The 13,147-nt window shown below is 47.2% G+C and carries 8 protein-coding genes and 1 pseudogene; 6 read left to right on the top strand and 3 right to left on the bottom strand.

Annotation, left to right across the window (positions count from 1 at the left end; translation table 11 throughout):
• Nucleotides 1–65 precede the first annotated feature (65 nt).
• Both IEX62_RS11625 and IEX62_RS11620 read left to right on the top strand, forming a co-directional pair.
• The gene (locus tag IEX62_RS11625; protein WP_188775702.1) at nt 66–968 is read left to right on the top strand and encodes an SDR family oxidoreductase; all 903 of its coding nucleotides are present in this window, start codon (nt 66–68) and stop codon (nt 966–968) included.
• Nucleotides 969–1,153: 185 nt separating this feature from the next.
• Complete coding sequence (locus tag IEX62_RS11620) at nt 1,154–1,324, top strand: hypothetical protein (RefSeq protein WP_188775701.1); 171 nt, start codon at nt 1,154–1,156, stop codon at nt 1,322–1,324.
• A 1,068-nt stretch (nt 1,325–2,392) separates the two neighbouring features.
• Here IEX62_RS11620 and IEX62_RS11615 read toward each other — a convergent pair.
• A pseudogene (locus IEX62_RS11615) lies at nt 2,393–3,370 on the bottom strand (alpha/beta hydrolase); the annotation flags it as partial.
• Nucleotides 3,371–3,663: 293 nt separating this feature from the next.
• Between IEX62_RS11615 and IEX62_RS11610 the strand changes: the two are divergent.
• Both IEX62_RS11610 and IEX62_RS11605 read left to right on the top strand, forming a co-directional pair.
• Nucleotides 3,664–4,407 (top strand): IclR family transcriptional regulator, encoded by a 744-nt coding sequence (locus IEX62_RS11610; protein ID WP_188775700.1) that lies wholly within the window; start codon nt 3,664–3,666, stop codon nt 4,405–4,407.
• A gap of 665 nt (nt 4,408–5,072) precedes the next feature.
• Nucleotides 5,073–5,657 carry a hypothetical protein gene (locus IEX62_RS11605; protein WP_188775699.1) on the top strand — a complete coding sequence of 195 codons (585 nt, stop codon included), beginning with the start codon at nt 5,073–5,075 and terminating at the stop codon, nt 5,655–5,657.
• Nucleotides 5,658–5,849: 192 nt separating this feature from the next.
• On the opposite strand, the gene acnA is transcribed toward IEX62_RS11605, so the two are convergent.
• Both acnA and IEX62_RS11595 read right to left on the bottom strand, forming a co-directional pair.
• Nucleotides 5,850–8,579 (bottom strand): aconitate hydratase AcnA, encoded by a 2,730-nt coding sequence (gene acnA, locus IEX62_RS11600; RefSeq protein ID WP_188775698.1) that lies wholly within the window; start codon nt 8,577–8,579, stop codon nt 5,850–5,852.
• Between the two features lie 570 nt (nt 8,580–9,149).
• Complete coding sequence (locus IEX62_RS11595) at nt 9,150–9,863, bottom strand: response regulator transcription factor (protein ID WP_188775697.1); 714 nt, start codon at nt 9,861–9,863, stop codon at nt 9,150–9,152.
• 334 nt (nt 9,864–10,197) lie between these two features.
• Between IEX62_RS11595 and IEX62_RS11590 the strand changes: the two genes are divergently transcribed.
• Both IEX62_RS11590 and IEX62_RS11585 read left to right on the top strand, forming a co-directional pair.
• The gene (locus IEX62_RS11590; protein ID WP_188775696.1) at nt 10,198–10,725 is read left to right on the top strand and encodes a hypothetical protein; all 528 of its coding nucleotides are present in this window, start codon (nt 10,198–10,200) and stop codon (nt 10,723–10,725) included.
• 584 nt (nt 10,726–11,309) lie between these two features.
• A complete protein-coding gene (locus tag IEX62_RS11585) occupies nt 11,310–12,401 on the top strand; it encodes a D-alanine--D-alanine ligase (protein WP_188775695.1) in 1,092 nt (363 codons plus the stop codon).
• Nucleotides 12,402–13,147 lie beyond the last annotated feature (746 nt).

Below are 13,147 nucleotides of genomic sequence, written 5' to 3'. Positions count from 1 at the left end.
ATAGTAGATCACATATCCCTCTACATATGAAATTAGTAAAGATAGCACGGAAAGGAGACGCTCGCATGGCAAAAGCAAATAGAACGCTGCATTCTTCCTCACCACAGCAAGCTACTGCTGGGCAGGGTCATTCGGATAAGCGCGTGGCACTCATTACCGGTAGCTCCAGCGGATTCGGGCTACTCATTGCGCTCGTGCTCGCCAGACAGGGCTGGCATGTGATCGCAACGATGCGTGATCTATCTCGCCGCGAGCAATTGGAGCAGCAGGCGATACAGGAAGGGTTACAAGCGCAGATCGCTTATGTACGCTTGGATGTGAACGAGGATCACTCGATTGCACAGGCGATTGCTGGCATCGTCCAGCAGTATGGACGGCTGGATGTGCTGATTAATAATGCAGGCTATGCGGCAGGTGGCTTTGTTGAGCATGTGCCGATGGAAGCATGGCGTTCTCAGCTGGAGACGAATGTGTTTGGCGTGATTGCGGTCACGCGTGCGGTGCTGCCGATCATGCGCCAGCAGCGTAGCGGTATGATCATTAATATGAGCAGCATTAGCGGCATCGCTGCCTTTCCAGGCTATGCACCCTATACGACCTCAAAATTCGCCGTTGAGGGATTTAGCGAAAGCCTGCGGCAGGAGATGGCGCGCTATGGTGTGCATATCGTACTGGTGGAGCCGGGTGCTTATCGAACAGCGATCTGGAATAAGGGCTTATCCGCGATTCATACAGCCGAGGATTCGCCGTATAAAGACCATCTGGAAGCCGTGCTAGCCTACTCGCGCCATAGCTCACAGCATGCGCCTGATCCACAGCAGGTGGCACAGCTGATCGGGCGACTGGTGAACAAGCGTCGTCCTCGTCTTCGCTATGCCGTAGGGCAAGGGACAGGCATACTCGTATGGGCAAAACGCATCCTTCCGTGGGGGCTGCTAGAGCGTATCATTGATCGGGTGCTTCGTTAACATTCGTTGCAAGATAGCCGACTTGCTTCCTTAGTGTAGCTCCAAAATATTACATGCTCTGTACAGGTTTCCGTGATTAGCTTGTCGTTCGCAGGGTTAATACTAGATGGGACAGGTTGGTAGCGCAGGCTACTCCGCCCGAATATCTGTCTAGAACAACTTCTGTAGACAAAGGTGAGGACAACATGAACAACACATACAAGAGCAAAAATTTTGTCGTATGCAGCAAGTGTGGACATGAGATTGAGAATGTATTGGAGCATGTGAAGTACGTACTACATGGTCACTGTCAGCATTGTGCCGAAGCACCGGAGCAGATGAGCCCTGTGCATATGGAATTGAAGCGTTCTTCCTGAAAGGGCTATCATTCAGCTAACGAGGGAACGACACGAGTCTTCGATCCGTTGGATGAATGAACAGTATTGGACGAATAGGCGCACCTACAACAAATTCGAACTCGATTACATTCTAAATATAACGCACTTGTACATCGTACAAAAACATACATGATATCGCGTAGGTACATCTGTCATGTCGTACATGACTGTATTACAGCGATGGGCTTGGCTGCATCGTATCTATGTTCAAATGGTATCGACCTAAACGAAATATTTCTAACGAGCAAAAAACGTCTCTTTCCATCGTGGAAGGAGGCGTTTTTTGCTTGTACTGGAAATGGAGGAGAACAGGAATGACCAGATCATACGGAAGCTGTATGAAAAGCGGATAGGACAGCTATGGATATCTTATAGCTGGTCGAGTCTACATATAAAGCCAAAGGATAAGCAAAACGCTAACACAGCTAAGCGTGCAGATGAATACAGCCAAAACGTATTCATACAAATATAGCCTTAGCCTGCATATGAGCAATATATTACATACAACGCCCCTCATCTTATCTAAGCAGGAGAAAGACTAGAAAGTGTAAATAAACGATGCAGTGTCAAACAATTGTAGATCGGCTACAGCTATATATTATAAATGAAAAAATCGCCCCTTCCCGTTACAGCAACAAGTGCTCAAGGAAAGGGGCGATCTTATGATATTGCATGAGTATAGCTAACTTGGAAAATGATCTTACCAGTCGGTTAATGTAGTTATTTCTGTCAAGTATCTGTGCTGCTTGGCTCAGTGCTATTCGTAGAGGTAGTGGAAGTCTTAGAAGCATTAGAACTACCAGAACTACCAGAACTACCTTTATCGCTACTTGTACTACTATGCGTACCCTGACTACTGCTATTATTCGTATCCAGATCAGGATCTGGATTTTTCGCCCCATTCTTATCGATGCTGGCGCCGTTGTCCTGCTTTCCAGCCTCGGACGCAGGGATTGGCGTGGAGTTGGTAGTCGAGCCTGCATCGGTATCCCCGTTTGTATCACCAAGCATCGGTTCATTTTTCACATCTTCCGAAGCAGCCAGATTAATCTTGCTAAGGAAGTTGGATACGTTACGCAGATATTCACGCGGATGCTCGCGGAATTCCAGCTCATGATGTGCGCCTGGAATAACCCATAGCTCTGAATTCGGATTCGTCTGGTTGGCAGCGAGCAGCTCGGCGATCTGGTAAGGTGCCTTGCTGTCTTGCGTACCATGGATAAAGAAGATCGGGAACGGATAATCCTTTTTCTTTACCTGTGGATAAGGAATCTGATTCAAGCTCGTTCCATTTACGATCGGAAGTAGCATTTCCATAATATCAATCGTTGGATGCTGTGGCAGATCGAGCTGCTGACGGATGTTGTAGTATAGCGTATCCGGCTCCAGCAAGAATGTACTGTCCAGAATCATCGCATCCACCTGATCGGTGAGCAGCCCAGCCTGTAACGCTGTACCTGCACCCATCGAGAAGCCCCAGACGACCAGCTCCTTGGCACCGCGCTGTTTGGCGAGATCGATCGCTCCGAGTAGCTGCTGGGCTTCCTTTTTACCGCCGGTAGCGACTTCTTTATTCGTTTTAGAGGCAAAGCCATAATCGAACATAATCACGTTGAAATTAAGTCTGTGTGCAAAATGAGCCAGATCGTACATCGGAATCCACGTTTCCTCCCGATTGGCACCATAGCCGTGGCTGAAAATAATCGTTTTATTCGACTTCGTTTCCGCCGGAATATACCAGCCCTGCATCATCCGACTACCGTCCCGAGCGGGAAAGGAAATATCCTCGTACGGCATGTTTTTCGCTTGCATTGGATTAGAGTACACATTAGCGACTGTCGGATAGGACAGCACCCACGCGATATACGCGTGCAACGCTACAAAACAGAATAAAAAGAAAAATACGATAGACAATAAAAAAGCTACAATAATATGCTTGAAGCGCAATTGCCGCGTCAGCATAATGGGCGTTTCGTCCGGCTGAGAAGACGGGGTCCTGTTGTTACGTTCAGCAGTGGTAGACATAGGAATAAGGCCCCTCCTGAAAATGAAAAAATTTGGTAAATACATGGAGTACACGGCAATATTCAGCAAGGGAACAAGCCGTTTTCATAATAAATCATTGTATCACTGACCTGAGTCGGTATCCAGCGTCAAGCGCAAACCTTACATACATTATCGGTCTATTTTGCTTTACGTTTACACATAGCTTCGATATAATTTATGTAACCAGGTTTCATTCCGTGAAACTAGATTTACAAGCAATCGCAGCATAGAACGGCTGTGCCTATAGAAGCAGCCAGTGGAGGCGAATGATAATGGAAGATCGCAAGTTAACGGTGCGCGCCGTTGAGCGTGCGCTTGATATACTACTTTGTTTTACCCGGTCTGGCGATCTGGGACTCACCGAGATTGCATCGGAGATTGGACTGCACAAAAGCACCGTGCATCGCCTGCTCGCCACATTAGAGGAAAAGGGCTTCGTTGTGCGGAATAGCGCAACCGATAAATACCGCCTCGGTATCAAAATTTGGGAGCTGTCCACCCATCTATCTCAGAGTGATGATCCAGCAACGATGCTACTGCCAGATATGGAGCAATTGCGCGACCGTCTTGGCGAAACGATCAGTTTGTACATCCGCGATGGTGCGGAGCGTCTGCGTATTCAAGCTGTGCAGAGCAATCAGGCGATTCGCCGTGTTGCTCCAGTCGGCGCCCGTCTACCATTAACGGTAGGTGCATCTAGTAAGGTGCTGGTCGCCTTCTCCAGCGAGCAGGAGCGCGAGCATATTCTCGGTATGTCCGAATGGCCGCCCAATGTCGATCCAGATATGTACCGTCAGCAATTAGATGAGGTGCATCAGAGTGGATATTCGACGAGCTATGAGGAACGCGAGCCGGGTGCGGCGGCGGTAGCTGTGCCAATCTTTGATAGTGCAGGTCAGCTACGTGCATCGCTATCGTTGTCTGGGCCTGTAAGCCGTTTGTCGATGGACAAGCTGCATGAGTATGCACCGATTTTGATTGAGGTGGCGCATGATATGGGGATTAAGTTGCGGTAGATGTGGCATTAGACTTAGAAACATAATGAGAAGCCCAACTGTCAAAAGGTGCGAATGCGAATCCAGTTCCTGTACAAGATTGTGTACAGGATGATGAGCGAATCGTCTCGTTCTAACAGAAAAGCATATCGTATCGTAAGCAAAATCGTATAAAGCACGTGATCCACATGATAAAAGCAGTCCCAGTGATACGGAGATAGTACATCCGGTATCGCTGGGGCTGCTTTTTTATTGTGCTGTTTGAGATGGAGCAGCATATTTGTAAGTAAATCGATTATCGCTATTAGGATCACTAACTAGAGTAAACGTGTCTCTTGAATGAATGTATAGCAAATAAATCTAGAGTATAAAATATCTCTTTGAAATACAGATCGATTCAATCGCATACTTGAGAACTGAGAACTGAGAACTGAGAACTGAGAACTGAGAACTGAGAACTGAGAACTGAGAACTGAGAACTGAGAACTGAGAACTGAGAACTGAGAACTGAGAACTGAGAACTGAGAACTGAGATTCTAAATTGGAAATGGAATAAAAAGGTTTTAAAGCAACATTATCCTTATTACATGTGTTCAATATATACATACATATATAACTAGAGAGTCGAACTACTTAGGCGATACAAACTCACAGAATGTACAGATGTACCATCCAAGGAGGTTATTATGAAACGTATCGCTCATACCCTACTTGTATTCTTAACGTGTACGGGACTTCTATTCACGATATCAGGACTTACAGCCAAATCAGCATATGCGTGTAGCTGTGCAGTGGAGTCTTCCTTCTCAGATAAGCTAGAGCGTGCAGAAGCTGTATTTTCTGGTAAAGTCATCGCGATTCGTCCAGCGATGATATCGTCCGAATGGAATGCAAAGCAGGTGACGCTGGATGTGCAGCAAGGATGGTCGGAAGGTGTACATCAACGTATGTCAGTAGAGACGAGCGGAGAATCAGCAGCTTGCGGCTATACATTTGAGAAGGGAAGCAGTTATATTGTGTATGCCTATAATAACGAGGGCGGCGCACTTGCAACCAGTGCATGCTCAGGCAATTATAAGCTAAGTAGCCCGGACGGTGCAGCGGAGCTTATACGGTTGAGTACGGTAGCAAGTATTCCATTATCCGCTGGGAGTAATATATGGTTCAATGGATACCGATTATATGCGGGTATCCTTGTATCTGCTGTAGTGGTCATGTGGGCTTCGCTCTGGATATCACGCTATCGTCGCCGTCACCGCGAAATGAAATAAGCAAAGCTCATATGTATTTAACTCGTGTGTATTCAATAAGTCAGGCACACGATCGATCCATATATAAACAAAAACAGCCTGCTAACTCCATCAGGAGCAGCAGGCTGTTTTCTCGATCATCATGCCGTTCTACTAGCAATACGATTGCGTTGTATAGGCGTATAAGGCTATTACATCATTAGCGAAAACGAATTAAACCGTTTCACCCTTGTTCGTGTTCTGAATCATCTGACGCAGAACGGTTTGCAGGATACCACCGTTATGGTAGTAATCTACGTCTACTGCGCTGTCCAGACGAACGGTTGCAGGGAATTCGAATGTTGTACCGTCTTCGCGCTTCGCTGTAACGTTCAGGGTTTGACCTGGTGTTACATCATTGCTCAGACCTACGATATCGAATACTTCTGTACCGTTCAGACCCAGCTGTTTCCAGCTATAGCCTTGCTGGAATTGCAGTGGCAGTACGCCCATACCGACCAGGTTACTACGGTGGATACGCTCAAAGCTTTCTGCGATAACGGCTTTCACGCCGAGCAGGAACGTACCTTTTGCTGCCCAGTCACGGGAGCTACCTGTACCGTACTCTTTACCAGCGATAACGACCAGATTCTGGCCTTCTGCCTGGTAGCGCATGGATGCATCGTAGATGGACATCACTTCGTCGGTTGGTAGGTATTTCGTTACGCCGCCCTCGGTGCCCGGAGCTACCTGGTTACGGATACGGATGTTGGCAAATGTACCGCGCATCATAACTTCATGGTTACCACGACGGGAGCCGTAGGAGTTGAAGTCTTTGCGCTCAACATTGCGCTCTTTCAGGTATTGACCCGCTGGTGAAGAGGGGGAAATGTTACCTGCTGGCGAGATATGGTCAGTTGTTACGGAATCGCCCATCAGTGCGAGTACGCGTGCATGACGGATATCCTCGATATCATTCAGGTTGTCGCCCAGGTTCTGGAAGAACGGTGGGTTCTGAATGTATGTGGATTTCTCATCCCACTCGTACAGCTCGCCCTGTGGTACAGGGATTTCGTTCCAACGCTTGTTTGCTGTAAATACATTTTCATAGCGGCTGCGGAACATTTCCGGATTGATCGACAGTGCGATCGCATCGCGGATTTCTTTCGCAGTTGGCCAGATATCTTTCAGGTAAACGGGCTCGCCCTGCTGGTCGTGACCGATTGGGTCGTTCGTCAGATCGATGTCTACCGTTCCTGCCAGTGCGTAGGCAACAACGAGTGGCGGAGAAGCCAGGTAGTTCATTTTCACCTGAGCGTGTACGCGACCTTCAAAGTTACGGTTACCAGACAGTACAGAAGCAACGGTCATGTCGTTGTCTGCAATCGCCTGACTCACTTCGTCTGGCAATGGACCGGAGTTACCGATACATGTTGCGCAGCCGTAGCCTGCGAGGTAGAAGCCGAGCTGCTCCAGGTAGGTATCCACGCCTGCTTTTTGCAGATACTCAGTAACAACGAGGGAACCTGGCGTCAGACTTGTTTTCACATAGCCTGGAACGGTAAGTCCGCGCTCAACGGCTTTTTTCGCGAGCAGACCTGCACCCAGCATAACGCTCGGGTTCGAGGTGTTCGTGCAGCTTGTGATTGCGGCGATAACGACAGCGCCTGCGCTCATTTCGCTCTTTTTGCCGTTTGGATGCTGAACTGGAATCTTCTCAGCGATCTTCGCATCGGACAGACCGTAGCCACCGGATTCAACTGGTGTACGGATTGCAGAGTTGTAGCTTGTTTTCATGTTTGTCAGCTCGATGCGATCCTGTGGACGCTTCGGACCTGCAAGACTTGGTACAACCGAAGCTAGATCTAGCTCGATCACATCTGTGAAGGTCGGATCAGGTGTTTCGGAGGTACGGAACATGTTTTGCGCTTTGTAGTACGCTTCAACGAGTTCAACCTGCTCGTCGGAACGACCTGTGTTGCGCATGTAGAACAGTGTTTCTTCATCAACTGGGAAGAAACCAATCGTTGCACCGTACTCAGGAGCCATATTCGCTACCGTTGCACGGTCAGCCAGACTGATATTCGCAAGGCCCGGACCATAGAACTCTACGAATTTACCAACTACGCCTTTTTTACGCAGCATTTCGGTAACGGTCAGTGCAAGGTCAGTTGCGGTTGCGCCTTCGCTCAGGCTACCTGTCAGCTTAAAGCCGATAACTTCAGGCATAACGAAGTACAGCGGTTGTCCCAGCATACCTGCTTCTGCCTCAATACCACCAACACCCCAGCCAACTACGCCAAGACCATTGATCATAGTAGTGTGGGAGTCTGTACCTACGAGGGAATCAGGGAAGACCTGTGTTTCGCCATCAACGGTTTTGGTAGCCGCTACAGAAGCGAGGTACTCCAAGTTAACCTGGTGCACGATACCAGTCGAAGGTGGCACAGCGCGGAAGTTATCGAATGCCGTTTGCGCCCAGCGCAGGAAACGGTAACGCTCTTCATTACGCTCAAATTCAACGTTCACATTATATTCAAGTGCATCAGGAGTACCGAATGCATCTACCATAACAGAGTGGTCGATAACGAGGTCAACCGGTACGAGCGGGTTGATCTGCTTTGGATCGCCGCCCTGGCTTTTCACGTAATCGCGCATAGCGGCAAGGTCTACTACGACCGGTACGCCAGTAAAATCCTGCAATACGATACGTGCAGGGATAAATGGAATTTCTTTCTCTTCGCGGCCTTCAGCCCATCCCGCGAGTTGCTTTACATGCTCCTCAGTGATCGCACGACCGTCGAATTGACGAACGGCTGCTTCAAGCAGCACGCGAATCGAGAATGGCAGCTTGTCAATGCTGGTAAAGCCTTTTTCTTTCAGCGCTTCAAGGCTGAAATAGCGGTAACTCTTGTCTTTCACTTTCAGTTCACGGCCAACGGAAAATGAATCTTTAACGGACATAGATGAACCTCCTTGAATGAAATACGGCTTACAAATTACAGCAAAAGATGGAAGTGGTGAAAAAGATTCAATCTGACAGAAACAATCGTGTATATACAGAATGAGTGTTTCACAGAATGAAACTTGATTTCAAAAACAGTCACTATGTTTAGTATACCGTTTACATCGGGGCGCGTAAAGAGGTTTTTGATGGTAATGAAGGATCGATGATGTGCGCTTGAGTCCTGACATAGATACCATAAACAGACAATACTAGTTCTTACTTACAGTGCTTCTCGTATGTAAGTATAACAGGTGCATGAAAATAGATGCGAGAAAAGGCAGATGGCGGAAGTGGAGTACATAGATAGTAGATAGGGATCAAATGGCATGGGGTCTATGGGAGACTAGCTCAAATGATTAATGTAGTGGTTGCGATTGCAGTATGGAGAGAACGCCGTACAGATTATAGCTTCTCTGTACGGAAGTAGTTGTTCGTAAGCATGCTCAGCCGTGAGCAAGATTACGATGTAGAAACGAGGTATGTTGCTGCTTGAGAGGGCGTGTATCTGATCGATTCGTCTCAATCGTCTAACAGTCGGCAGGCGCGAACATGTAGCCTGCACCGCGTACATTAATGATATATTGCGGATTATGCACATCATGCTCCAGCTTTTTGCGTAGATTGCTCAGATGTACCATAACGGTACGTGTATCGCCAAGGCTGTCTGTACCCCATACCTGATCAAAAAGCTGCTGCACTGAATAGATTCGATGAGGCTGACGCATCAGGCAGCACAAGATTTTGAATTCCTTGGTCGACAATGTAATGATACGATTGCCAAGCTTCACCACATGACTCGCGAGATTGATCTCCAGCTCGCCATAATGCAGGATCTCTGAGGCAGAAGCCGAGCTTTCAGGTGGCATGGAAAAGGTGGAGCAGCGCCGTAGATGGGCTTTGACGCGTGCAACCAGCTCGCGAGGGCTGAATGGTTTGATGATATAATCGTCAGCGCCCATACTAAGCCCTACAATTTTGTCCGCTTCCTCATCCTTGCCACTGACAAATAAGATCGGAACGGTGCACGTCTTGCGTAGCTCCCGACATACCTCATAACCATCCAGACCGGGTAGCATAATATCAAGCAAAATAAGCTGGGGCTGGAACTGCTGTGCGATATCGAGAGCTTCGTAGCCATTTTGAGCCGTTTGTACCTCGTAGTGTTCCCGCTGAAGATAAAACAACAAAATATTCCGAATGTCTTCGTCATCTTCCACAATCAGGACACGCTCACAGGGCATGCATACACGCTCCTTATTATTTTCTAAAAAAAGTAAATTATGATTAAATCATACAGTAATATCATAATGAATAAAGGACGAAAATAAAAGTACGAATAAACGAGATGAGGTGACTTTTGACGGATTATTCTAGTTTGGAAGACTCGATTATGAGATCAAGGAGTACGTCAAATAGACCATGTGGAGCGAACGTAGAAAGATAGAGTGAATTGTAATGATTTCTTTAGCTAATCTTTAACAAACATTAAACTTCTCTTGATTGTAGATGTTCCGTTAACTCCGTATACTCGGAAGTGTTCTTACATATTCACCACAAATTAGGAGGTAATGAGACATGGCAATGGTACACTTATCCCCACCGTGGTACGCTGTTTGGAATCAGATTCATAGTGCAATCGGGCAAGACCCTTCGGTAACTGTCGAGCCGCTGGACACTTCACAAAACCCATACGAGGTTGAGATTGTAGTAGAGGATGCAAATAAAGGCGCTGCACTGGCAGCCATTCTCGTTCCACAATATCCACTTGGTGGTCTGACAGTGAAGGTTCAGGTTGTTGACGGAAGTCGCAAGCCGTATCAGCCTGCGATGGCGAAGGATGCACAGGGACTGGCTAGTCTGTTTGAGACAGCGTTCAAGGGTAACCCGCTGTTCACAGGTGTGGAAGTGCGCCCATACATGCCGATTCAATCCTCTCAGGTCGTGTTCCCTATTTTCGAAGCGATGGTAATTCAGTTCTATAATGATAATCTGGTGGACTTTTATGGGAACTACAATAATACAGCAGCAGCTGTGTTTGGTATCATTTTGCTGGAAGCTGTCAATGGCATTATGGTGCTGCCGAGCACAGCGAAGATTCAGTAATAACTGGATCAGCGTGTCATCCATATAGATAAACGGCGCTGGTATTCCTATAGCAGATGCTGATTAAATTAGGAAATGATGCGTTGAAATGATAGGTTGACGTGAAAAAGGCGATACCTAGTGTATCGTCTTTTTGCTATTGACTGTATAAACAATCTTCTTATAAGACACTCGATTAATATCGTTGCTTGGGCAGTTCAATAATGTAATTCATATGAAGTGTGCTAATGTGCTTGCGCTATTTTCTTATTGGCTTAGAAGTCATTTAGTACTCTGATGTAGATAAAAGAAGCTGCCTACAAGTAAAATGATACGAAAATGAAGCCAGAGATGGAGTAGATCATGACCGTTTCGTTGAAGCGACTGATTTATATAAATAACCAAACTTTTTTTGCAGCCGTCCCCCTGAACATTTATACTGAATAAAGGCCATCACACAGCCTGCCTGTTCGCTTGCCACACCGATCTATTTTTATAGTCAGTAAACGGCATATCAAGCGCGGACAGCAACGAAGACTGTACCTTTTGACCTTACTTTCAGATGATAATTCCAAATATGAACAACAATTAACGGGGGTTCCGACATGACAGCAGCAAAATTGACCGTAGGACTGATCTACGGCGGCAAATCCGGTGAGCACGAGGTATCATTACAAACAGCATTTTCGGTAATGAATGCACTCGATTATGGCAAATATAACGCAGTACCGGTATATATCGATAAGCAGGGACGCTGGAATATGGGAGAGACGCATACTGCCGCACCAGCAAGCCTGGAAGCCTTGCAATTGAACGGCGGCGAATCCGCTACAGCTGAGGCGATGAGCGTACTGTGGCGCAAGCTGAGTGGTCAGGAAAGCCTGATCGACGTATTGTTCCCATTACTGCATGGTACATATGGAGAAGACGGTACAATTCAGGGCTTGTTTGAAATGATGGATATGCCTTACGTGGGCGCGGGTGTACTCGCATCCTCCGCAGGTATGGACAAAGCGATTATGAAAAGTCTATTTGCTCAGGCAGGCTTGCCACAATGTAAATACGAAACGTTCATCGCTGCGGAATATGAAGCGAATGCGCACGATATTCTCGGCGCGATTGAGCACAATCTCGGTTTCCCATGCTTCGTAAAACCAGCCAATCTCGGCTCCAGTGTAGGCATCAGCAAAGCAAAAGACCGCGCCGAGCTGGAACGCGCGATCCAATATGCCCTGCGCTTTGACCTGAAAGTCGTAGTCGAGGAAGCTGTAGATGCACACGAGGTAGAAGTCGGCGTACTCGGTAACGAGCTGCCGCTTGCTTCCGTACCTGGCGAGATCGTATCCTCCAGCGACTACTACGATTACGATGCCAAATACATCGACGGTAATTCCCGCATGATCATCCCAGCCGAGATCGATAGCGAGCTTGCAGAAAACCTGCGCGAGCTCGCTCTGCGTGCCTTCAAAGCGATCGATGGTAACGGTCTATGCCGCGCCGACTTCTTCGTCCGCCGTAGCGACCGCGCAATCATGATCAACGAAGTCAACACCATGCCAGGCTTCACCGCATACAGCATGTACCCACTCCTGTGGCGCGAAACCGGCAAATCCTACCCAGAACTACTCGACCAGCTCATCCAGCTCGGTCTAGATCGCTACAACAAGCGTCACACCCTGCAATTCAAGCGCGACTAAGCCCTTGTCTGACAGACGGCGCTCGCCATATAGCCCCGTCACGCTAATGTGATCGGGGCTATATTTAATTCGCTTTTGAATTTGCGATTGCTAGTGAAGGATCAGCGCTAATATGGTGACAAATGCTTACTTCATTGATGTACTCTGCTTGCAGTGAATCTATTGTAATTGATGTATTGACTTGAAATATTCCGATGATTGCAGATGGGCTTCCTGTTTCCCATAGTTAAGCTATTTGTAGCTAACTTGGACATTCAATATATTTAATGAAGCCTTATAATTGCTGTATAGCTGTATAAAGGCAAAATAGGTCAATGAGTTATTATTTCTTCCTACTTCTAACTGATTCACATCACAATTGCTTAGGTGTTAGGTGTTAGGTGTTAGGTGTTAGGTGTTAGGTGTTAGGTGTTAGGTGTTAGGTGTTAGGTGTTAGGTGTTAGGTGTTAGGTGTTAGGTGTTAGGTGTTAGGTGCTGCTGGATAGATGAGCTTATAAATAAAAATGCACGACCAAGCGACTGTGCAACTTTTAAATGTAAGACTTTAAAGTCTAGAAAACTCACATGCTGATCCAGCACAGAACGGAGGGAAGGAAATAAGGGGAAAGGGCGATTTTGGAGGGGCGGGAATCTACATTCCTTCCTAATCCGTAGATTCCCGCGGCTCCACTGAGCCCGTCCCCTTATTCCTTCCCGCAGTGGTCTTTGCTCAACAATGCGCAGTAGTCCCTACTCAACAACGCGCA

Origin of the sequence: Paenibacillus hunanensis (genome assembly GCF_014645615.1) — a bacterium.
Classification (GTDB): Bacteria; Bacillota; Bacilli; order Paenibacillales; family Paenibacillaceae; genus Saccharibacillus; species Saccharibacillus hunanensis.
Note: the sequence above shows the minus strand (reverse complement) of the source record. Positions and strands in the feature narration are given on the sequence as shown.